The sequence below is a fragment of the Escherichia sp. E2562 genome (assembly GCF_005781075.1).
In the GTDB taxonomy this organism is placed as follows: Bacteria; Pseudomonadota; Gammaproteobacteria; order Enterobacterales; family Enterobacteriaceae; genus Escherichia.
Map to the genome: position 1 here is coordinate 113,796 of NZ_VATM01000006.1, position 22,816 is coordinate 136,611.

The 22,816-nt window shown below is 51.4% G+C and carries 22 protein-coding genes; 20 read left to right on the top strand and 2 right to left on the bottom strand.

Going from position 1 to position 22,816, the window contains the following annotated elements; all coding sequences use genetic code 11:
- Positions 1-56: 56 nt before the first annotated feature.
- From araG to otsA, 4 genes are all read left to right on the top strand, one after another.
- Entirely contained in the window at positions 57-1,571 is a 1,515-nt protein-coding gene (gene araG, locus FEK43_RS12140) for an arabinose ABC transporter ATP-binding protein AraG (RefSeq protein ID WP_130259923.1), read from the top strand.
- Between the two features lie 14 nt (positions 1,572-1,585).
- Positions 1,586-2,572 (top strand): arabinose ABC transporter permease AraH, encoded by a 987-nt coding sequence (araH, locus tag FEK43_RS12145; RefSeq protein WP_130208537.1) that lies wholly within the window; start codon positions 1,586-1,588, stop codon positions 2,570-2,572.
- A gap of 162 nt (positions 2,573-2,734) precedes the next feature.
- A complete protein-coding gene (gene otsB / locus FEK43_RS12150; RefSeq protein WP_135407086.1) occupies positions 2,735-3,538 on the top strand; it encodes a trehalose-phosphatase in 804 nt (267 codons plus the stop codon).
- Complete coding sequence (otsA, locus tag FEK43_RS12155) at positions 3,513-4,937, top strand: alpha,alpha-trehalose-phosphate synthase (RefSeq protein ID WP_130208533.1); 1,425 nt, start codon at positions 3,513-3,515, stop codon at positions 4,935-4,937. Before otsB ends, otsA begins: the two co-directional genes overlap by 26 nt.
- A 6-nt stretch (positions 4,938-4,943) precedes the next feature.
- Here the strand turns inward: otsA and uspC are convergent, their stop codons facing one another.
- Complete coding sequence (gene uspC / locus FEK43_RS12160; RefSeq protein ID WP_130208531.1) at positions 4,944-5,372, bottom strand: universal stress protein UspC; 429 nt, start codon at positions 5,370-5,372, stop codon at positions 4,944-4,946.
- A 780-nt stretch (positions 5,373-6,152) separates the two neighbouring features.
- Here uspC and flhD point away from each other — a divergent pair.
- From flhD to flhe, 15 genes are all read left to right on the top strand, one after another.
- Positions 6,153-6,503: a flagellar transcriptional regulator FlhD gene (flhD, locus tag FEK43_RS12165; protein WP_130208529.1), complete on the top strand. Its 351-nt coding sequence runs from the start codon at positions 6,153-6,155 to the stop codon at positions 6,501-6,503.
- Positions 6,504-6,505: 2 nt separating this feature from the next.
- Positions 6,506-7,084: a flagellar transcriptional regulator FlhC gene (flhC, locus tag FEK43_RS12170; protein WP_064529301.1), complete on the top strand. Its 579-nt coding sequence runs from the start codon at positions 6,506-6,508 to the stop codon at positions 7,082-7,084.
- Between the two features lie 125 nt (positions 7,085-7,209).
- Entirely contained in the window at positions 7,210-8,097 is an 888-nt protein-coding gene (gene motA, locus FEK43_RS12175) for a flagellar motor stator protein MotA (protein WP_130208527.1), read from the top strand.
- Complete coding sequence (gene motB / locus FEK43_RS12180) at positions 8,094-9,020, top strand: flagellar motor protein MotB (RefSeq protein ID WP_131161115.1); 927 nt, start codon at positions 8,094-8,096, stop codon at positions 9,018-9,020. Before motA ends, motB begins: the two co-directional genes overlap by 4 nt.
- A gap of 4 nt (positions 9,021-9,024) precedes the next feature.
- Positions 9,025-10,989, top strand: a complete 1,965-nt coding sequence (cheA, locus tag FEK43_RS12185; RefSeq protein WP_138158561.1) for a chemotaxis protein CheA — start codon at positions 9,025-9,027, stop codon at positions 10,987-10,989.
- Between the two features lie 21 nt (positions 10,990-11,010).
- On the top strand, positions 11,011-11,514 hold the full coding sequence (gene cheW, locus FEK43_RS12190) for a chemotaxis protein CheW (protein WP_130218676.1): 504 nt from the start codon (positions 11,011-11,013) through the stop codon (positions 11,512-11,514).
- 145 nt (positions 11,515-11,659) lie between these two features.
- Positions 11,660-13,315: a methyl-accepting chemotaxis protein II gene (tar, locus tag FEK43_RS12195; protein WP_135407084.1), complete on the top strand. Its 1,656-nt coding sequence runs from the start codon at positions 11,660-11,662 to the stop codon at positions 13,313-13,315.
- Complete coding sequence (locus FEK43_RS22835; RefSeq protein WP_165383289.1) at positions 13,315-13,452, top strand: hypothetical protein; 138 nt, start codon at positions 13,315-13,317, stop codon at positions 13,450-13,452. Before tar ends, FEK43_RS22835 begins: the two co-directional genes overlap by 1 nt.
- Positions 13,449-14,309, top strand: a complete 861-nt coding sequence (gene cheR, locus FEK43_RS12200) for a protein-glutamate O-methyltransferase CheR (RefSeq protein ID WP_130208517.1) — start codon at positions 13,449-13,451, stop codon at positions 14,307-14,309. Before FEK43_RS22835 ends, cheR begins: the two co-directional genes overlap by 4 nt.
- A 2-nt stretch (positions 14,310-14,311) precedes the next feature.
- Positions 14,312-15,361, top strand: a complete 1,050-nt coding sequence (gene cheB, locus FEK43_RS12205; protein ID WP_130208515.1) for a protein-glutamate methylesterase/protein glutamine deamidase — start codon at positions 14,312-14,314, stop codon at positions 15,359-15,361.
- 14 nt (positions 15,362-15,375) lie between these two features.
- On the top strand, positions 15,376-15,765 hold the full coding sequence (cheY, locus tag FEK43_RS12210) for a chemotaxis response regulator CheY (protein WP_000763855.1): 390 nt from the start codon (positions 15,376-15,378) through the stop codon (positions 15,763-15,765).
- Positions 15,766-15,775: 10 nt separating this feature from the next.
- Positions 15,776-16,420 carry a protein phosphatase CheZ gene (gene cheZ, locus FEK43_RS12215; protein WP_135407081.1) on the top strand — a complete coding sequence of 215 codons (645 nt, stop codon included), beginning with the start codon at positions 15,776-15,778 and terminating at the stop codon, positions 16,418-16,420.
- A gap of 207 nt (positions 16,421-16,627) precedes the next feature.
- On the top strand, positions 16,628-17,776 hold the full coding sequence (flhB, locus tag FEK43_RS12220; RefSeq protein WP_130208511.1) for a flagellar biosynthesis protein FlhB: 1,149 nt from the start codon (positions 16,628-16,630) through the stop codon (positions 17,774-17,776).
- The gene (gene flhA / locus FEK43_RS12225) at positions 17,769-19,847 is read left to right on the top strand and encodes a flagellar biosynthesis protein FlhA (protein ID WP_138158563.1); all 2,079 of its coding nucleotides are present in this window, start codon (positions 17,769-17,771) and stop codon (positions 19,845-19,847) included. The genes flhB and flhA overlap by 8 nt, the downstream gene beginning before the upstream one ends.
- On the top strand, positions 19,847-20,242 hold the full coding sequence (gene flhe / locus FEK43_RS12230; RefSeq protein WP_167850475.1) for a flagellar protein FlhE: 396 nt from the start codon (positions 19,847-19,849) through the stop codon (positions 20,240-20,242). The genes flhA and flhe overlap by 1 nt, the downstream gene beginning before the upstream one ends.
- Positions 20,243-20,294: 52 nt before the next feature.
- On the opposite strand, the gene argS is transcribed toward flhe, so the two are convergent.
- Positions 20,295-22,028, bottom strand: a complete 1,734-nt coding sequence (gene argS, locus FEK43_RS12235; protein WP_130208507.1) for an arginine--tRNA ligase — start codon at positions 22,026-22,028, stop codon at positions 20,295-20,297.
- A 215-nt stretch (positions 22,029-22,243) separates the two neighbouring features.
- Between argS and FEK43_RS12240 the strand changes: the two genes are divergently transcribed.
- Positions 22,244-22,810 carry a VOC family protein gene (locus FEK43_RS12240; protein WP_130208505.1) on the top strand — a complete coding sequence of 189 codons (567 nt, stop codon included), beginning with the start codon at positions 22,244-22,246 and terminating at the stop codon, positions 22,808-22,810.
- Positions 22,811-22,816: the final 6 nt, after the last annotated feature.

Below are 22,816 nucleotides of genomic sequence, written 5' to 3' on the forward strand. Positions count from 1 at the left end.
TCCCCTCTGCGTTATGCAGAGGGGGTGTAAAACGACCAGTGATTCACGGAGACGTTATGCAACAGTCTACCCCGTATCTCTCATTTCGCGGCATTGGTAAAACCTTTCCAGGCGTTAAGGCGCTTACGGATATCAGTTTTGACTGTTATGCCGGTCAGGTTCATGCGTTGATGGGTGAAAATGGCGCCGGAAAATCAACACTTTTAAAAATCCTTAGTGGAAACTATGCGCCAACCACGGGTTCTGTAGTGATTAATGGGCAGGAAATGTCCTTTTCCGATACCACCGCAGCACTGAATGCGGGTGTCGCGATTATTTACCAGGAACTGCATCTCGTGCCGGAAATGACCGTCGCGGAAAACATCTATCTCGGCCAGCTTCCTCATAAAGGCGGCATCGTGAATCGTTCACTGCTGAATTATGAAGCTGGGATACAGCTCAAACATCTGGGTATGGATATTGACCCGGATACGCCGCTGAAATATCTCTCCATCGGGCAATGGCAGATGGTTGAAATTGCCAAAGCTCTGGCACGTAACGCCAAAATTATCGCTTTTGATGAACCAACCAGCTCCTTATCCGCGCGTGAAATAGACAATCTGTTTCGCGTCATTCGTGAACTGCGAAAAGAGGGGCGGGTGATCTTATACGTTTCTCACCGTATGGAAGAAATTTTTGCGCTCAGCGATGCCATCACTGTTTTTAAAGATGGTCGTTACGTCAAAACCTTTACCGACATGCAGCAGGTAGATCATGACTCGCTGGTACAGGCAATGGTTGGTCGCGACATCGGCGATATCTACGGCTGGCAACCGCGCAACTATGGCGAGGAGCGCTTGCGTCTGGATGCGGTAAAGGCGCCAGGTGTGCGTACGCCAATAAGCCTGGCTGTTCGCAGTGGCGAAATCGTCGGCCTGTTTGGTCTGGTGGGGGCAGGGCGCAGCGAATTAATGAAAGGCATGTTTGGCGGTACGCAAATTACCGCTGGGCAGGTTTATATCGACCAACAGCCGATCGATATCCGTAAACCGGGCCACGCCATTGCCGCTGGCATGATGCTCTGCCCGGAAGATCGCAAAGCGGAGGGCATTATTCCAGTGCATTCGGTGCGCGACAATATCAACATCAGCGCTCGTCGCAAACATGTGCACGGCGGTTGCGTGATCAACAACGGCTGGGAAGCCAATAATGCCGATCACCACATTCGTTCTCTCAACATCAAAACGCCAGGTGCAGAGCAATTGATCATGAATCTTTCCGGCGGTAATCAGCAAAAAGCCATTTTGGGGCGTTGGTTATCCGAAGAGATGAAAGTCATTTTGCTTGATGAACCTACGCGCGGCATCGATGTGGGGGCTAAACATGAAATTTATAACGTGATTTATGCGCTGGCCGCGCAGGGCGTGGCGGTACTGTTTGCCTCCAGTGACCTGCCCGAAGTCCTTGGTGTCGCCGACCGGATCGTAGTTATGCGGGAAGGTGAAATCGCCGGTGAATTGCTACACGAGCAGGCAGATGAGCGTCAGGCACTAAGCCTTGCTATGCCTAAAGTCAGCCAGGCAGTTGCCTGAGTAAGGAGAATAAGATGTCTTCTGTTTCTACATCGGGTTCTGGCGCACCTAAGTCGTCATTCAGCCTCGGGCGTATCTGGGATCAGTACGGTATGCTGGTGGTGTTCGCAGTGCTTTTTATCGCCTGTGCCATCTTCGTGCCGAACTTTGCCACCTTTATTAATATGAAAGGGCTGGGACTGGCAATCTCCATGTCGGGGATGGTGGCTTGCGGTATGTTGTTTTGCCTGGCCTCAGGTGATTTTGACCTTTCTGTCGCCTCGGTGATTGCCTGCGCAGGTGTAACCACTGCGGTGGTTATTAACCTGACCGAAAGTTTGTGGATTGGCGTGGCGGCAGGTTTACTGCTGGGCGTTCTCTGCGGCCTGGTGAATGGCTTTGTTATCGCTAAATTGAAAATCAACGCCCTGATTACCACGCTGGCGACGATGCAGATTGTCCGTGGTCTGGCGTATATTATCTCTGACGGTAAAGCGGTGGGCATCGAAGATGAAAGCTTCTTTGCACTCGGTTACGCCAACTGGTTCGGCCTGCCTGCGCCAATCTGGCTCACTGTGGCTTGCCTGGTCGTCTTTGGTTTGCTGCTGAACAAAACCACGTTTGGTCGTAATACATTGGCAATTGGCGGTAACGAAGAGGCGGCACGCCTCGCGGGTGTACCGGTAGTCCGTACCAAAATTATTATCTTCGTTCTCTCTGGTCTCGTATCGGCGATTGCCGGGATCATTCTGGCTTCTCGTATGACCAGCGGCCAGCCAATGACGTCTATTGGTTATGAGCTGATTGTTATCTCTGCCTGCGTTTTAGGTGGCGTTTCTCTGAAAGGCGGCATCGGAAAAATCTCATATGTAGTGGCGGGTATCTTAATTTTAGGCACCGTGGAAAACGCCATGAACCTGCTTAATATTTCTCCGTTTGCACAGTATGTTGTTCGTGGCTTAATCCTGCTGGCTGCGGTGATCTTCGACCGTTATAAGCAAAAAGCGAAACGCACTGTTTAATGCTTCATCTGAACATTATTTAGTTCCAAAATCCTCCACAGCCAACCGCCACAACGGTTGGCTGTTCTTTTTGCCAATGGCGAGCCTCGTCACACTGTCTATACTTACATGTCTGTAAAGCGCGTTCTGCGCGAACAATAAAAAGATAAGGAGGAGTACCGGGTGACAGAACCGTTAACCGAACCCCCTGAACTATCCGCGAATTATGCCTGGTTTTTTGATCTCGATGGAACGCTGGCGGAAATCAAACCGCATCCCGATCAGGTCGTCGTACCTGAAAATATTCTGCAAGGACTCCAGCTGCTGGCAACCGCAAGTGATGGTGCATTGGCATTGATATCAGGGCGCTCAATGGTAGAGCTTGACGCGCTGGCGAAACCTTATCGCTTCCCGTTAGCGGGTGTGCATGGGGCGGAGCGCCGTGACATCAATGGTAAAACGCATATTGTTCATTTGCCGGAAGCGATTGCCCGGGATATTAGCGTTCAACTGCATACGGCTATCGCCAGGCTTCCCGGTGTAGAGGTTGAGGCTAAAGGGATGGCCTTTGCGCTGCATTATCGTCAGGCACCGCAGCATGAGGACGCCTTATTGACATTAGCGCAGCGCATTACCCAGATTTGGCCGCAAATGGAGTTACAACAGGGAAAGTGTGTCGTTGAGATAAAACCGAGACGTACCAGCAAAGGGGACGCGATTGCCGCATTTATGCAGGAAGTTCCCTTTATTGGCCGCAAGCCTATTTTTTTAGGCGATGACTTAACCGATGAATCTGGCTTCTCGGTCGTTAACAGGCTGGGCGGAATGTCAGTGAAAATTGGCACAGGCGCAACTCAGGCATCATGGCGGCTGGCGGGCGTGCCGGATGTCTGGCGCTGGCTTGAAATGATAACCAACGCATTACAACAACTAAAAAGAGACAATAACAGGAGTGATGACTATGAGCCGTTTAGTCGTAGTATCTAACCGGATTGCACCACCAGACGAGCACGCCGCCAGTGCCGGTGGCCTTGCTGTCGGTATACTGGGGGCGCTGAAAGCCGCAGGTGGACTGTGGTTTGGCTGGAGTGGCGAAACAGGGAATGAGGATCAGCCGCTAAAAAAGGTGAAAAAAGGAAATATCACCTGGGCCTCTTTTAACCTCAGTGAAAAGGATCTCGACGAATACTACAACCAATTCTCCAATGCTGTTCTCTGGCCCGCATTTCATTATCGACTCGATCTGGTGCAATTTCAGCGTTCCGCCTGGGAAGGCTATTTACGCGTGAATGCATTGCTGGCAGATAAATTACTGCCGTTGCTGGAAGACGATGACATTATTTGGATCCACGATTATCACCTGTTGCCATTTGCGCATGAACTCCGCAAACGTGGCGTGAATAATCGTATTGGTTTCTTCCTGCATATTCCTTTCCCGACGCCGGAAATTTTCAACGCGCTGCCGACTTATAACACGTTGCTTGAACAGCTTTGTGATTATGATTTGCTGGGGTTTCAGACAGAAAACGATCGCCTGGCGTTTCTGGATTGCCTTTCCAACCTGACGCGAGTCACGACGCGTAGTTCGCGCAATCATACGGCCTGGGGCAAGGCATTTCGCACCGAAGTTTACCCTATTGGTATTGAACCGGATGAAATAGCCAAACAGGCTGCCGGACCGCTGCCGCCCAAACTGGCGCAATTAAAAGCGGAGCTGAAAAGCGTACAAAATATCTTTTCTGTCGAACGACTGGATTATTCCAAAGGTCTGCCTGAGCGTTTTCTCGCCTATGAAGCCTTGCTGGAAAAATATCCGCAACATCATGGCAAAATACGTTATACCCAGATAGCGCCAACCTCGCGTGGTGATGTGCAGGCGTATCAGGATATTCGTCATCAGCTGGAAAATGAAGCTGGGAGAATTAACGGAAAATATGGGCAATTAGGCTGGACACCGCTTTATTATCTGAACCAGCATTTCGACCGTAAATTACTGATGAAAATCTTCCGCTATTCCGATGTCGGATTAGTGACGCCGCTGCGTGACGGGATGAATCTGGTGGCGAAAGAATATGTCGCCGCCCAGGATCCTGCCAATCCCGGTGTACTGGTACTTTCACAATTTGCGGGGGCGGCGAATGAACTGACGTCAGCGTTAATCGTTAACCCATACGATCGTGATGAAGTCGCGGCGGCGTTGAATCGGGCATTGACTATGTCGCTGGCAGAACGTATTTCCCGTCATGCAGAAATGTTGGAAATTATCGTGAAAAACGATATTAACCACTGGCAGGAGTGCTTTATTAGCGACCTAAAGCTGATAGTTCCGCGCAGCGCAGAAAGCCAGCAGCGCGATAAAGTTGCGACCTTTCCAAAGCTGGCGTAATTGCGCTTAATCTCCCTTAAGCGGAACCAACAGCACATCAACCTCACTTGAGGCAATCACACTTTTCGCAGAGCAGGATGCTCGCGAAAAGAAACTGTGATTATGATTACCGCAAATCACCAAATCGAATTTATGTTTACGGCATACCGCCAGAATATGTTCGCTCAACTCTCCGTAAGCTATAAACTTTTCTTCAACGGGATATCCAGCATCCTGAATTAATTTGTCCAGAAAGTTTTGTGTTTCTTCATGCATCACACTGCGTAAATCCTCAAGCATCGGCGCGGCTAATTGATTGTACATTTCTGGATCGGAAGCGAGGGTGATTAAACTGATACGCCCATTAACGGGACGGGCGATAGATACCGCTTTTGCTAACAGTTGCTGGCTTTCCGGTGAGACAGCAACGGCAACAAGAATATTGGCGTAACTCATAACCTGCTCCTTATTCTATGAACTTCAGGTGAGATCACAGCTTTACCCTGAATGAGCTATAGATGCAATAACAACTTTGTCAAAAACGCAAATATTAGCATGATCATTAATAAAGATAATTAATCAATATTGTAGTGTTACTATGTAGTCATGCGGGTGATGATGAGGAAGTGGAGAAATTGATTTCTCTCACTAAACAAATGGTTAATATTAATAAAACATCTTGTTAACATTGATATTGTTGGCAGCCTTAATTTTTTTTAAATGGCATATTATTATTTAATTGGCTGTTTTTTTAATGATTTACAGAGATCATAGATATTTATCCCATATCCGGGATATGGTTATTCACGGTGATTTATATTAACAGTGCGCAACATCTCAATTTTATCCCGCCACATCATTTTTGCTCACAGATAAGCTGAAAAACTTTTTAACAGAATGAAATATACGCAAAACAAAAGTATGACTTATACATCAATGTTAAGTAATTGAGTGTTTTGTGTGATCCGTGTCACACATTGTCGAAAATCGCAGCTCCGCTCCGTTGTATGTATGAGTGGTGACGAGTACAGTTGCGTCGAATTAGGAAAAATCTTAGATAAGTGTAAAAAGCATCACTCTGTGTAAGACGTGTTTCACCTCTTATGATGTCTGTGTGTTTTTTCGTTGATCGCTACTATTCCATTTTTATTTACTTTTTACCGGGATTTCCCGGCGACATCACGGGATGCGGTGATACCGCATAAAAAATAAAGTTAGTTATTCTGGGTGGGAATAATGCATACCTCCGAGTTGCTGAAACATATTTATGACATTAACTTGTCATATTTACTTCTTGCACAGCGTCTGATCGTTCAGGACAAAGCGTCCGCCATGTTTCGTCTCGGTATTAATGAAGAAATGGCTACAACGCTGGCGACGCTGACTCTTCCGCAAATGGTTAAACTGGCCGAAACCAATCAACTGATTTGTCAATTCCGCTTTGACAGCCACCAGACTATTAACCAACTGACGCAGGATTCCCGTGTTGACGATCTCCAGCAAATTCATACCGGCATTATGCTCTCCACGCGTTTATTGAATGATGTTAATCAGCCCGAAGAAGCACAACGTAAGAAAAGGGCCTGATCATGAGTGAAAAAAGCATTGTTCAGGAAGCCCGTGATATTCAACTCGCCATGGAGTTGATAACCCTGGGCGCTCGTTTGCAGATGCTGGAAAGTGAAACACAATTAAGTCGCGGACGCCTGATCAAGCTCTATAAAGAGCTGCGCGGAAGCCCGCCGCCGAAAGGGATGTTGCCGTTCTCTACCGACTGGTTTATGACCTGGGAACAAAATGTCCATGCGTCGATGTTCTGTAATGCATGGCAGTTTTTACTGAAAACCGGGTTATGTAATGGCGTCGATGCGGTAATCAAAGCCTATCGTTTATACCTTGAACAGTGCCCACAAGCCGAAAACGGACCACTGCTGGCGCTAACCCGCGCCTGGACTCTGGTGCGATTTGTCGAAAGCGATTTACTGCAACTTTCCAGCTGCAACTGCTGCGGCGGTAATTTTATCACTCATGCTCATCAACCTGTCGGCAGTTTTGCCTGCAGCTTATGTCAACCGCCATCGCGCGCCGTAAAAAGACGTAAACTTTCTCAGAACCCTGCCGATATTATCCCTCAACTGCTGGATGAACAGAGAATACAGGCTGTTTAACCCATACGGTGTGGCGAAACACTCCAGCAGCGGTAATTAATTGCCGCTGCTTATTTTTCTCCAGCCGTAAGGTAACGTCTGCCGACTGAACATCCTGTCATGGTCAACAGTGAAAGGATGATGTCGTGCTTATCTTATTAGGTTACCTGGTTGTTCTCGGTACAGTTTTCGGCGGTTATTTGATGACCGGTGGAAGCCTTGGAGCACTCTATCAACCCGCTGAACTGGTGATTATTGCCGGTGCAGGCATTGGGTCGTTTATCGTCGGCAATAATGGCAAAGCAATCAAAGGTACGCTTAAGGCGCTGCCATTGTTGTTTCGTCGCTCTAAATATACCAAAGCAATGTATATGGATTTGCTGGCGTTGCTTTACCGTCTGATGGCGAAATCGCGGCAAATGGGCATGTTCTCACTGGAACGCGATATTGAAAATCCACGAGAGAGCGAGATCTTCGCCAGTTATCCGCGCATCCTCGCGGATGCCGTTATGCTGGATTTTATCGTCGATTATCTGCGTCTGATTATCAGCGGCCACATGAATACCTTCGAAATTGAAGCCCTGATGGACGAAGAGATAGAAACGCACGAAAACGAGGCGGAAGTCCCGGCGAACAGCCTGGCGTTGGTCGGAGACTCTCTTCCTGCGTTTGGGATTGTTGCGGCCGTAATGGGAGTGGTGCACGCATTAGGATCAGCCGATCGTCCTGCTGCCGAATTGGGGGCGCTCATCGCACATGCGATGGTGGGGACTTTCCTCGGTATCTTATTGGCTTACGGATTTATTTCCCCGTTAGCGAGTGTTTTGCGCCAGAAAAGCGCCGAAACCAGCAAAATGATGCAGTGCGTCAAAGTTACACTGCTTTCTAATCTGAACGGTTACGCACCGCCTATCGCCGTTGAATTTGGTCGCAAAACGCTCTATTCCAGTGAACGTCCGTCGTTTGTTGAACTGGAAGAGCATGTGCGCGCGGTGAAAAATCCGCAACAACAGACGACAACCGAGGAAGCATGAAGAATCAAGCGCATCCGATTATTGTCGTCAAACGACGCAAAGCGAAATCCCACGGCGCAGCACATGGTTCGTGGAAGATTGCTTATGCTGACTTTATGACCGCGATGATGGCTTTTTTTCTGGTGATGTGGCTTATCTCCATCTCCAGCCCAAAAGAGCTGATTCAGATTGCGGAATACTTCCGTACGCCGCTGGCGACAGCGGTAACGGGCGGCGATCGAATTTCTAATAGCGAAAGCCCAATTCCCGGCGGCGGTGATGATTTCACCCAAAGCCAGGGGGAAGTGAATAAGCAGCCGAACATTGAAGAGCTGAAAAAACGCATGGAGCAAAGTCGGCTGCGGAAATTGCGTGGCGATCTCGACCAGCTTATTGAATCAGACCCGAAACTACGGGCGATGCGTCCACATCTCAAAATCGATCTGGTACAGGAAGGTTTACGTATCCAGATAATTGATAGCCAGAATCGCCCGATGTTTAAAACCGGTAGTGCTGATGTCGAGCCCTATATGCGCGACATTCTGCGCGCCATTGCGCCGGTGCTGAACGGTATTCCTAACCGTATCAGCCTTTCCGGTCATACCGATGATTTCCCTTACGCCAATGGTGAGAAAGGTTACAGCAACTGGGAGCTTTCCACTGAACGCGCCAATGCGTCGCGCCGTGAGCTAATGGTGGGAAGTCTGGCTGATGGCAAAATTTTACGCGTTGTCGGCATGGCGGCGACCATGCGCTTAAGCGATCGCGGCCCGGATGATGCCGTTAATCGTCGAATCAGTCTGTTGGTACTGAATAAACAAGCCGAACAGGCCATTTTGCATGAAAACGCCGAAAGTCAGAATGAGCCGGTAAGCGTCCTGGAAAAACCTGGGGTAACACCGCAGGTCAGTGTTTCCACAATGCCATCAGCCGAATCGAGGTGACAGCGTGAGCATGGATATAAGCGATTTTTACCAGACATTTTTTGATGAAGCGGACGAACTGTTGGCCGATATGGAGCAGCATCTGCTGAATTTACAGCCAGAAGCGCCAGATGCCGAACAATTGAATGCCATCTTTCGTGCGACCCACTCCATCAAAGGAGGGGCGGGAACCTTTGGCTTTAGCGTATTGCAGGAAACCACGCATCTGATGGAAAACCTGCTCGACGAAGCCAGACGCGGTGAAATGCTGCTTAACACCGACATTATCAATCTGTTTTTGGAAACGAAGGACATCATGCAGGAACAGCTCGACGCTTATAAACAGTCGCAAGAGCCGGATGCCGCCAGCTTTGACTATATCTGCCAGGCCTTACGTCAACTGGCAATAGAAGCGAAAGGCGAATCGACACCCGCCATGGCCCGGTTAAGTGTGGTTGCCAAAAGTGAACCGCAAGATGAACAGGGTAACAGTGAGTCGCCGCGACGAATTCTAATTTCGCGTCTGAAGGCGGGAGAAGTCGATCTACTGGAAGAAGAGCTGGGGCATCTGACAACGTTAACTGATGTGGTGAAGGGGGCGGATTCTCTCTCGGCAATATTACCGGGCGACATCGCCGAAGATGACATCAAAGCGGTGCTCTGTTTTGTGATTGAGGCCGATCAGATTACCTTCGAAAAAGTAGAGTCCGCGCCCAAAATATCCCCGCCACCGGTACTTAAACTGGCAGCCGAACAAGCACCAGCAGGGCGAGTGGAACGGGAAAAAACGTCGCGCGGCAGCGAATCTAGCAGCATCCGCGTGGCGGTTGAAAAGGTTGATCAGCTGATTAACCTCGTTGGCGAACTGGTGATTACTCAGTCGATGCTGGCCCAGCGCTCCAGTGAACTGGACCCGGTGAATCATGGGGATTTGATTACCAGCATGGGGCAGTTACAACGTAACGCCCGCGATTTGCAGGAATCAGTGATGTCGATTCGCATGATGCCAATGGAATATGTCTTTAGCCGCTATCCCCGGCTGGTGCGCGACCTGGCGGGTAAACTTGGCAAACAGGTGGAACTGACGCTGGTGGGCAGTTCCACCGAACTCGACAAGAGTCTGATAGAACGCATTATCGATCCTCTGACCCACCTGGTACGCAATAGCCTCGACCACGGTATTGAACTGCCAGAAAAACGACTCGCTGCGGGTAAAGATAGCGTTGGAAATTTAATCCTGTCTGCCGAACATCAGGGCGGCAACATCTGCATCGAAGTGACCGACGATGGCGCGGGGCTTAATCGAGAGCGGATTCTGGCAAAAGCCGCCTCGCAAGGTCTGAGCGTTAGCGACAACATGACTGACGACGAAGTGGCGATGTTGATATTCGCCCCTGGTTTTTCCACGGCGGAGCAGGTCACCGATGTCTCCGGGCGCGGCGTCGGCATGGATGTCGTCAAACGTAATATCCAGGAGATGGGGGGCCACGTTGAAATCCAGTCGAAGCAGGGCGTTGGCACCACAATCCGCATTTTACTGCCGCTAACGCTGGCGATCCTCGATGGCATGTCGGTACGCGTCGCTGACGAAGTTTTCATTCTGCCGCTGAACGCCGTCATGGAATCACTACAACCTCGTGAAGCCGATCTCCATCCACTGGCAGGCGGCGAGCGAGTACTGGAAGTGCGTGGTGAATATCTGCCCATCGTCGAACTGTGGAAAGTGTTCAACGTCGCAGGCGCGAAAACCGAAGCTACACAGGGGATTGTTGTCATTCTGCAAAGTGGCGGTCGCCGCTACGCCTTGCTGGTGGATCAGTTAATTGGTCAACATCAGGTGGTGGTTAAAAACCTTGAAAGTAACTATCGCAAAGTTCCTGGCATTTCTGCTGCAACCATTCTTGGCGACGGCAGCGTGGCACTGATTGTTGATGTCTCCGCCTTACAGGCGATAAACCGCGAACAACGTATGGCGAATACCGCCGCCTGATTGAGTAAAAAGGGAATAAATATGACCGGTATGACAAATGTAACAAAGCTGGCCAGCGAACCGTCAGGCCAGGAGTTTCTGGTATTTACCCTCGGTGACGAAGAGTACGGCATCGATATTCTGAAAGTGCAGGAGATCCGTGGCTACGATCAGGTTACGCGGATTGCCAATACACCCGCGTTTATCAAAGGCGTCACTAATCTGCGCGGCGTGATTGTGCCAATTATCGATTTGCGTATTAAGTTCAGCCAGGTGGATGTGGAGTACAACGATAACACGGTGGTTATCGTTCTGAACCTTGGGCAGCGGGTGGTCGGTATTGTGGTAGATGGCGTTTCAGATGTTCTTTCGTTGACGACGGAACAAATTCGCCCGGCACCGGAATTTGCTGTGACGCTTTCCACAGAATACCTCACCGGCCTGGGTGCGCTGGGCGATCGCATGCTAATTCTGGTTAATATCGAAAAACTTCTGAATAGCGAAGAGATGGCGCTGTTGGATAGCACGGCATCAGAAGTCGCATAATTTATCCAGCTGTACTCAAATGAAATGAGCCCGATGCCCTGCGCATTGGGTTTTTCATTTTAATATCGCCATGACTGGCATCAGAAATAAAGTTTCCCTCCTTCCTGCCGATAACGAAACCAACTTGTTTTCAGGAAGGTGCCTTATGATTAACCGTATCCGCGTAGTCACGCTGTTGGTAATGGTGCTGGGGGTATTCGCACTGTTACAGCTTATTTCCGGAAGTCTGTTTTTTTCTTCTCTTCACCATAGCCAGAAAAGTTTTGTGGTTTCCAATCAATTACGGGAACAACAAAGCGAGCTGACCTCAACCTGGGATTTAATGCTGCAAACGCGCATTAACCTGAGTCGTTCAGCGGTGCGGATGATGATGGATTCATCCAATCAACAAAGTAACGCTAAAGTTGAATTGCTTGATAGCGCCAGGAAAACATTGGCCCAGGCTGCAATCCATTATAAAAAATTCAAAATCATCGCACCGTTACCTGAAATGGTCGCTACCAGTCGTAATATCGACGAAAAATATAAAAACTATCACACAGCATTAACAGAACTGATTGATTATCTTGATTATGGCAATACCGGAGCCTATTTCGCTCAGCCAACCCAGGGAATGCAAAATGCGATGGGCGAAGCCTTTGCCCAGTACGCCCTCAGTAGTGAAAAACGGTATCAAGATATCGTCACTGACAACGCGGATGATTACCGATTTGCCCAGTGGCAACTGGCGGTTATCGCGCTGGTGGTGGTATTGATTCTGCTGGTGGCGTGGTACGGCATCCGCCGCATGCTACTTAACCCGTTAGCGAAGATCATTTCTCACATCCGGGAAATTGCTGGTGGCAATCTGGCGCATACCCTCAGCATTGCTGGACGCAGCGAAATGGGCGACCTGGCACAGAGCGTTTCACATATGCAACGCTCTCTGACTGACACGGTCAACCATGTGCGAGAAGGTTCAGACGCTATCTATGCTGGTACTCGTGAGATTGCTGCGGGGAATACCGATCTTTCCTCCCGTACTGAACAGCAGGCATCGGCGCTGGAAGAAACGGCCGCCAGCATGGAACAGCTCACAGCAACAGTGAAACAGAACGCCGATAACGCCCGTCAAGCCTCGCAACTGGCGCAAAGTGCCTCCGATACTGCTCAGCATGGTGGCAAAGTCGTGGACGGTGTGGTGAAAACCATGCACGAAATTGCCGACAGTTCGCAGAAAATTGCTGACATTATTAGCGTTATTGATGGCATTGCTTTCCAGACCAATATCCTGGCACTGAACGCGGCTGTTGAAGCCGCCCGAGCAGGGGAACAGGGGCGTGGTTTTGCCGTGGTGGCGGGCGAAGTGCGTAATCTCGCCAGTCGCAGCGCCCAGGCGGCAAAAGAGATCAAAGCGCTGATTGAAGATTCCGCCTCCCGCGTTGATACCGGTTCGGTGCTGGTAGAAAGTGCCGGGGAAACCATGACGAATATTGTCAATGCCGTCACCCGTGTTACCGACATTATGGGCGAGATTGCCTCTGCATCGGATGAACAGAGTCGCGGTATCGATCAAGTGGCGTTGGCAGTGTCGGAAATGGATCGCGTCACCCAACAAAACGCATCGCTGGTGCAGGAGTCTGCCGCGGCGGCGGCGGCCCTTGAAGAGCAGGCCAGCCGTTTAACGCAAGCAGTTTCCACATTCCGTCTGGCTGCAAGCTCGCAAACGATTAAACCACAATCCCGTCCAACCACTGAACAACCACCCGCACAGCCGCGACTGCGTATTACTGAACAAGATCCAAACTGGGAAACATTTTGATGAGTATTTACTCACTCGGTCATTTCAGCCAAATGGATCAGGTGATGCAACAAAACGTCGCACTGGCAGAAGAAGCGGCGGCAACGGCACAACGGGTGAATCAGTGGTTTCCTGAAGTGACTGAGAAGGCGCTATGACATCATCTCTGCCCTGCGGGCAAACGTCTTTATTGTTACAGATGACCGAGCGCCTGGCGCTTTCCGACGCGCATTTTCGGCGGATAAGTCAATTGATCTATCAACGTGCGGGGATAGTCCTGGCGGACCACAAACGCGACATGGTTTACAACCGCCTGGTGCGCCGTTTGCGCTCGCTGGGGCTTGCAGACTTCGGCCATTATCTGAATTTACTGGAATCTAATCAGCACAGCGGCGAGTGGCAGGCGTTTATTAATTCGCTGACCACAAACCTGACGGCATTTTTCCGCGAGGGGCATCATTTCCCATTGCTCGCGGAGCACGCCCGCCACAGCTCTGGCGAGTATCGCGTATGGAGTGCGGCGGCATCGACAGGTGAAGAACCCTACAGCATTGCGATGACGCTGGCGGATACGCTGGGCACCGCGCCCGGACGCTGGAAAGTATTCGCCAGCGATATCGACACCGAAGTGCTGGAGAAAGCCAGAAGCGGCATTTATCGCCATGAAGAGCTGAAAAACCTGACGCCGCAACAACTCCAGCGCTACTTCATGCGCGGTACGGGGCCGCATCAAGGGCTGGTGCGTGTGCGTAAGGCACTGGCGAACTACATCGATTTTTCCCCGCTGAATTTGCTGGCGAAACAGTACGCTGCGCCGGGGCCGTTCGATGCGATCTTCTGTCGTAACGTCATGATCTACTTCGATCAAGCGACCCAGCAGGAGATTTTGCGCCGCTTTGTACCGCTGCTTAAACCCGACGGATTATTGTTTGCGGGTCACTCTGAAAACTTTAGCCACCTTGAGCGCAGCTTCACATTGCGTGGACAGACGGTGTATGCGCTAAGTAAGGATTAACGATGAGCAAAATCAGGGTGTTGTCGGTCGATGACTCGGCACTGATGCGCCAGATAATGACAGAAATCATCAATAGTCATAGTGACATGGAAATGGTAGCGACGGCTCCCGATCCTCTGGTCGCGCGTGATTTGATTAAGAAATTCAATCCTGATGTGCTGACGCTGGACGTCGAAATGCCGCGTATGGACGGACTGGATTTCCTCGAAAAATTAATGCGTTTGCGACCGATGCCAGTAGTGATGGTTTCTTCTCTGACAGGCAAAGGTTCCGAAGTCACGCTGCGTGCTCTGGAGTTGGGGGCGATAGATTTTGTCACCAAACCGCAACTGGGGATCCGCGAAGGAATGCTGGCGTATAGCGAAATGATTGCCGAAAAGGTGCGTACGGCAGCAAGGGCAAGCCTTACTGCGCATAAACCGTTATCGGCACCGACAACGCTGAAGACCGGACCGCTCTTGAGTTCAGAAAAGCTGATTGCGATTGGCGCCTCAACGGGGGGAACTGAGGCGATTCGTCACGTATTGCAACCGTTGCCGCTTTCCAGCCCGGCACTGTTAATTACCCAGCATATGCCGCCCGGTTTTACCCGCTCTTTTGCCGACAGACTTAATAAGCTGTGCCAAATCGGCGTGAAAGAAGCCGAGGACGGAGAACGCGTCTTGCCGGGGCATGCCTATATCGCCCCGGGCGATCGGCATATGGAACTGGCGCGTAGCGGCGCGAATTATCAAATCAAAATTCACGATGGCCCGGCGGTTAATCGCCATCGGCCATCGGTAGATGTGTTGTTTCATTCTGTGGCCAAACAGGCGGGGCGTAATGCGGTTGGGGTGATTCTGACGGGCATGGGCAACGACGGCGCGACGGGAATGTTAGCAATGCGTCAGGCGGGGGCATGGACTCTTGCGCAAAATGAAGCAAGCAGCGTGGTGTTCGGCATGCCGCGCGAGGCCATCAATATGGGTGGCGTCTGCGAAGTGGTCGATCTTAGCCAGGTAAGCCAGCAAATGCTGGCAAAAATCAGTGCCGGACAGGCGATACGTATTTAAATCAGGAGTGTGAGATGGCGGATAAAGAGCTTAAATTTTTGGTTGTGGATGACTTTTCCACCATGCGACGCATCGTGCGTAACCTGCTGAAAGAGCTTGGATTTAATAATGTTGAGGAAGCGGAGGATGGCGCCGATGCTCTCAATAAGTTGCAGGCGGGAGGATATGGTTTTGTTATCTCCGACTGGAACATGCCCAACATGGACGGCCTTGAATTGCTGAAAACGATTCGTGCTGATGGCGCGATGTCAGCATTGCCGGTGTTAATGGTGACTGCAGAAGCGAAGAAAGAAAACATTATTGCCGCAGCACAAGCGGGGGCCAGTGGCTACGTGGTTAAGCCATTTACCGCCGCGACGCTGGAGGAAAAACTCAACAAAATCTTTGAGAAACTGGGCATGTGAGGATGCGACTATGATGCAACCATCAATTAAACCTGCTGATGAAAATTCTGCTGGCGATATCATTGCGCGCATCGGCAGCCTGACGCGTATGCTGCGCGATAGTCTGCGGGAGCTGGGGCTGGACCAGGCCATAGCAGAAGCGGCGGAAGCCATCCCCGATGCCCGCGATCGTTTGTACTACGTTGTGCAGATGACTGCCCAGGCTGCGGAAAGGGCGCTCAACAGTGTTGAAGCTTCACAACCGCATCAGGATCACATGGAGAAATTAGCAAAAGCGTTAACCCAACGCTGGGATGGCTGGTTTGCCGATCCCATTGATCTTGCCGACGCTCGCGAACTGGTGACCGATACACGGCAATTTCTGGCGGATGTGCCGACGCATACCAGTTTTACCAATGCGCAGTTGCTGGAAATCATGATGGCGCAGGATTTTCAGGACCTCACCGGGCAGGTCATTAAACGAATGATGGATGTCATTCAGGAGATTGAACGCCAGTTGCTAATGGTGCTGCTGGAAAATATCCCGGAACAGGATGCACGTCCGAAACGTGAAAGCCAGAGTTTGCTGAATGGACCACAGGTAGATACCAGCAAAGCCGGTGTGGTAGCCAGTCAGGACCAGGTCGACGATTTGTTGGATAGCCTTGGATTCTGATTTGTATTGCCTGATGTGACGCGGCCGCGTCACATCGATCTTCAAGGTTGGATAAGGCGTTTACGCCGTACCCGACAAACATGTCACCATGCCTGATGTGCTGTGGCAAAAGCCCTAAATCCCGCCTTTTTTACCCCTTACTCAAACCATTGAACGCTTTGCGCTCTGGCATCATTCACGCTTATTACTCTTTCCAGGATTGGCGACGTGTCTGACGAGAGCGACGACAAAACAGAAGCCCCCACACCTCACCGACTTGAAAAAGCGCGGGAAGAGGGGCAAATCCCGCGTTCCCGTGAATTAACGTCGCTGCTGATTTTGTTAGTGGGCGTGTGTGTTATCTGGTTTGGCGGTGTGTCGCTGGCTCGTCGATTGTCGGGCATGCTCTCCGCGGGATTGCATTTTGATCACAGTATTATCAATGACCCGAACCTGATCCTCGGGCAGATTATTTTGCTGATCAGAGAAGCCATGCTGGCGCTGCTGCCGCTGATTAGCGGCGTGGTGCTGGTGGCGCTCATTTCTCCGGTGATGCTGGGTGGGCTGGTATTTAGCGGCAAATCCTTGCAGCCGAAGTTTTCCAAACTCAACCCGCTACCGGGCATTAAACGGATGTTCTCGGCACAGACTGGCGCGGAGTTGCTGAAAGCGATACTGAAATCCATCCTGGTCGGCAGTGTGACGGGGTTTTATCTCTGGCACCACTGGCCGCAGATGATGCGCTTAATGGCCGAGTCTCCGATTACCGCCATGGGAAACGCCATGGATCTGGTTGGGCTATGCGCGTTGTTGGTGGTGCTTGGCGTTATTCCGATGGTGGGATTTGACGTCTTTTTCCAAATCTTCAGCCACCTGAAAAAGCTGCGTATGTCACGGCAGGATATTCGTGATGAGTTCAAACAAAGCGAAGGCGACCCTCATGTCAAAGGGCGAATCCGTCAGATGCAGCGAGCTGCGGCGCGGCGGCGGATGATGGCCGATGTGCCGAAAGCGGACGTTATCGTCAATAACCCAACTCACTACTCAGTGGCTTTGCAGTACGACGAAAACAAAATGAGTGCGCCAAAAGTCGTTGCCAAGGGCGCGGGGCTGGTGGCATTACGCATTCGTGAAATAGCCGCTGAAAATAACGTCCCGACCCTCGAAGCGCCTCCGCTGGCGCGTGCGCTGTATCGACATGCTGAAATCGGTCAACAAATACCTGGTCAACTCTATGCCGCCGTGGCGGAAGTGCTGGCCTGGGTCTGGCAACTGAAACGTTGGCGTCTGGCTGGTGGACAGCGCCCTGTACAACCAACTCATCTTCCGGTGCCGGAAGCCCTGGATTTTATTAACGAGAAACCGACCCATGAGTAATCTGGCCGCGATGCTGCGCCTGCCTGCAAATCTGAAATCGACACAATGGCAGATCCTTGCCGGACCGATTTTGATCTTGCTGATTTTGTCGATGATGGTGCTGCCATTGCCTGCATTCATTCTCGACCTGCTGTTTACCTTTAATATCGCGTTGTCGATCATGGTGTTGCTGGTGGCGATGTTTACCCAGCGTACGCTCGAGTTTGCCGCCTTTCCGACAATCCTGCTGTTCACCACGCTGTTGCGTCTGGCTCTTAACGTAGCTTCAACCCGTATTATTTTGATGGAAGGGCATACCGGCGCGGCGGCGGCTGGAAAGGTGGTCGAAGCGTTCGGTCACTTCCTCGTTGGTGGCAATTTCGCTATCGGTATCGTGGTGTTCGTCATTCTCGTGATCATCAACTTTATGGTCATTACCAAAGGTGCTGGGCGTATCGCGGAAGTGGGCGCGCGCTTTGTTCTCGATGGTATGCCGGGTAAGCAGATGGCGATTGACGCCGACCTTAACGCCGGATTGATTGGTGAAGATGAGGCGAAAAAACGCCGCTCCGAAGTGACTCAGGAAGCCGATTTTTACGGCTCAATGGACGGGGCAAGTAAGTTTGTTCGCGGCGATGCCATCGCCGGGATCCTCATCATGGTCATTAACGTTGTCGGCGGATTGCTGGTCGGTGTGCTGCAACATGGCATGAGCATGGGACACGCGGCGGAAAGTTATACGCTATTGACCATTGGCGACGGTCTGGTGGCTCAAATCCCGGCACTGGTGATTTCTACCGCCGCGGGGGTCATCGTTACGCGTGTCAGCACCGATCAGGATGTTGGCGAGCAGATGGTGAATCAGCTTTTCAGTAATCCAAGCGTTATGTTGTTAAGCGCCGCCGTGCTCGGTTTACTCGGGCTGGTGCCTGGAATGCCGAACCTGGTATTTTTGCTGTTCACGGCGGGATTGCTCGGGCTGGCCTGGTGGATCCGCGGACGCGATCAAAAAGCGCCTGCCGAACCAAAACCGGTAAAAATGGCAGAGAATAATGTTGTAGTCGAAGCAACGTGGAATGATGTGCAACTGGAAGATTCTTTGGGAATGGAAGTGGGCTATCGACTGATCCCGATGGTTGATTTCCAACAAGATGGCGAGTTGCTGGGCCGTATTCGTAGTATTCGTAAGAAATTTGCTCAGGAAATGGGCTTCCTGCCGCCAGTGGTGCACATTCGTGACAATATGGATCTGCAACCGGCCCGTTATCGCATTTTGATGAAAGGCGTAGAGATTGGCAGTGGCGATGCTTATCCGGGGCGCTGGCTGGCAATTAACCCGGGTACCGCTGCCGGGACGTTACCTGGTGAAGCGACCGTCGATCCGGCTTTTGGTCTGAACGCTATCTGGATCGAAAGTGCGCTAAAAGAACAGGCGCAGATTCAGGGGTACACCGTGGTTGAGGCCAGCACAGTGGTGGCAACGCATCTTAACCATCTCATTAGCCAGCACGCCGCAGAGTTGTTTGGTCGCCAGGAGGCGCAACAATTGCTGGATCGCGTCGCCCAGGAGATGCCAAAGCTGACGGAAGATCTCGTTCCTGGCGTCGTCACGCTCACCACGCTACATAAAGTGCTGCAAAATCTGCTCGATGAAAAAGTGCCGATTCGCGACATGCGTACCATTCTCGAAGCGCTGGCGGAGCATGCGCCCATTCAGAGCGATCCGCATGAATTAACCGCCGTCGTGCGCGTGGCGTTGGGGCGAGCGATTACCCAGCAGTGGTTCCCCGGCAAAGATGAAGTCCATGTTATTGGCCTCGATACACCGCTGGAACGTTTGTTACTACAGGCGTTGCAGGGCGGGGGCGGACTGGAGCCAGGGCTGGCGGATCGTTTACTGGCGCAAACTCAGGAAGCGCTATCCCGTCAGGAGATGTTGGGTGCGCCGCCTGTATTGTTGGTGAACCACGCGCTGCGACCATTATTGTCTCGCTTCCTGCGCCGCAGCTTGCCGCAGTTAGTGGTGCTGTCGAATCTGGAACTATCTGATAACCGACATATCCGCATGACGGCGACAATTGGCGGTAAATGATGAGAACCTTATTGGCTATGCTGTTATTTCCGGTGATTGCGCAAGCCGCCGGGGAGGGGATGTGGCAGGCAAGTAGTGTCGGAATTACGCTAAATCATCGCGGTGAGTCGATGTCTTCTGCGCCTCTTTCTTCGCGACAACCTGTTTCAGGATTGATGACGCTGGTGGCGTGGCGTTATCAGCTTATCGGTCCGACCCCCGCGGGACTGCGGGTACGTTTATGCTCACAATCTCATTGTGTCGAATTAGAGGGGCAGAGCGGAACCACCGTGGCCTTTTCCGGTATAGCGGCAGCAGAACCGTTGCGATTTATCTGGGAAGTGCCTGGCGGTGGGCGGTTAATTCCGCCACTGAAAGTACAACGTAATGAAGTGATTGTGAATTATCGGCGGTGATAAAAAAGCCGATGTCCGTAACTGCGACATCGGCCTTTGACACATAACGCGATTACATACGCTCTACAGTCTCAATACCCAGCGTATCCAGACCCAGCTTCAGCGTCTTCGCCGTCAGTTGTGCCAGTTTCAGACGGCTGTTACGCACTTCTTCGTTTTCTGCGCTGAGGATCGGGCAGTGCTCGTAGAAGCCAGAGAACAGACCAGCCAGATCGTACAGGTAAGCACACATCACGTGCGGCGTGCCTTCACGGGCAACCACGGTGAGGGTTTCTTCAAACTGCAGCAGACGAGCAGCCAGTTGCGCTTCACGATCTTCACGGATGATTACCGGAGCTGAAGCCAGTTGCTCTTCGTTAATTTCTGCTTTACGGAACACAGACAAAACACGCGTGTAAGCATACTGCATGTATGGCGCGGTATTACCCTCAAACGCCAGCATGTTGTCCCAGTCGAAGATGTAGTCGGTAGTACGGTTTTTGGAGAGATCCGCGTATTTCACCGCGCCGATACCCACCGCATTGGCCAGTTTTTCCAGCTCGTCAGCTGGCATATCCGGGTTCTTTTCTGCCACCAGACGACGTGCACGCTCCAGTGCTTCATCCAGCAGATCGGCCAGTTTCACCGTACCGCCCGCGCGGGTTTTGAACGGTTTGCCGTCTTTGCCCAGCATCATGCCGAACATGTGGTGTTCCAGCGGTACGGATTCCGGCACATAGCCTGCTTTGCGGACGATCGCCCATGCCTGCATCAGGTGTTGATGCTGACGGGAGTCGATGTAATACAGCACGCGATCGGCATGCAGTGTTTCATAACGATATTTCGCACAGGCGATATCAGTAGTGGTGTAAAGATAGCCGCCATCTTTCTTCTGAATGATCACGCCCATCGGTTCGCCTTCCTTGTTTTTGAACTCATCAAGGAATACGACGGTTGCGCCTTCGCTTTCTACTGCCAGACCTTTGGCTTTCAGGTCCGCTACGATACCCGGCAGCATCGGGTTGTAGAGGCTTTCGCCCATCACGTCATCGCGGGTCAGCGTCACGTTCAGACGATCGTAGGTGATCTGGTTCTGCGTCATGGTGATGTCGACCAGTTTGCGCCACATCTCGCGGAAGTATTCGTCACCGCTTTGCAGTTTTACCACGTAGTTACGTGCGCGCTCGGCGAACTCTTCATCTTCATCGTAATGCTTTTTCGCATCGCGGTAGAAACCTTCAAGGTCAGCCAGTTCCATTTCACCGGCGTTTTCCTGCTGCTGTTTTTCCAGCCACGCAATCAGCATACCGAACTGAGTACCCCAGTCGCCGACGTGGTTCGCGCGAATCACTTTATGACCGAGGAACTCCAGAGTACGCACTGCCGCGTCACCAATAATGGTAGAGCGCAGGTGACCGACGTGCATCTCTTTCGCCACGTTCGGTGCGGAGTAGTCAACCACAATGGTCTGTTTTTCTGGCGTAGCAACACCGAGACGATCGGACGCCAGCGCCTGCTGAACATGTTCAGCCAGGAATGCCGGATCAAGGAAAATGTTGATAAAGCCTGGACCGGCGATCTCAACTTTGCTGGCGATACCGTTAAGATCCAGATGAGTCAGCACCTGCTCTGCTAATTGTCGCGGTGCCATACCCAGTTTTTTAGCAACTGCCATCATGCCGTTAGCCTGATAGTCGCCGAACTGAACTTTTGCTGACTGACGAACCTGCGGTTCGCAATCCGCAGGCGCGCCTGCCGCAATCATGGCCTGACGGACTTTTTCTGAGAGAAGAGCCTGAATATTCACCGGAATACCTTACATTGATGAAGCGAGCAAAAATTGCCCGCACCAGTTAAAGAAATTAGGGCGGGAGTATACTGCAAATGGCTGTTTTCGTCAGCTACGTGCGCGCGGCGTATTGCCGTTTTCACTATTGCATCAGAAGCGGCGTGAAATCAGCGGTTGGTTGGCGCAGGGCAACAGGGTAAATTAACGCTTTTACTGAAAGACGAAGAGTGATTATGGCGAACTGGCAATCTATCGACGAGCTGCAGGATATTGCATCGGATTTACCGCGATTTACCCACGCATTAGATGAACTTTCCCGCCGTCTGGGATTGGATATCACTCCGCTGACTGCCGATCACATTTCTTTGCGTTGCCATCAAAACGCCACCGCTGAACGCTGGCGTCGCGGGTTTGAACAGTGCGGTGAACTCCTGTCAGAAAATATGATCAATGGCAGGCCGATTTGTCTGTTTAAATTGCATGAGCCGGTACAGGTTGCTCACTGGCAGTTTTCCATTGTTGAGCTACCGTGGCCCGGGGAAAAACGTTACCCGCACGAAGGTTGGGAACATATTGAAATCGTTCTGCCGGGCGAGCCAGAAACGCTGAATGCCCGTGCGCTGGCGTTGCTTTCTGATGAAGGACTCAGCCTGCCGGGGATCTCAGTTAAAACCAGTTCGCCAAAAGGTGAGCATGAGCGATTACCGAATCCGACGCTGGCGGTCACCGATGGCAGAACAACCATTAAGTTTCATCCGTGGTCCATTGAAGAGATCGTCGCCAGCGAGCAGTCGGCGTAATTAAGG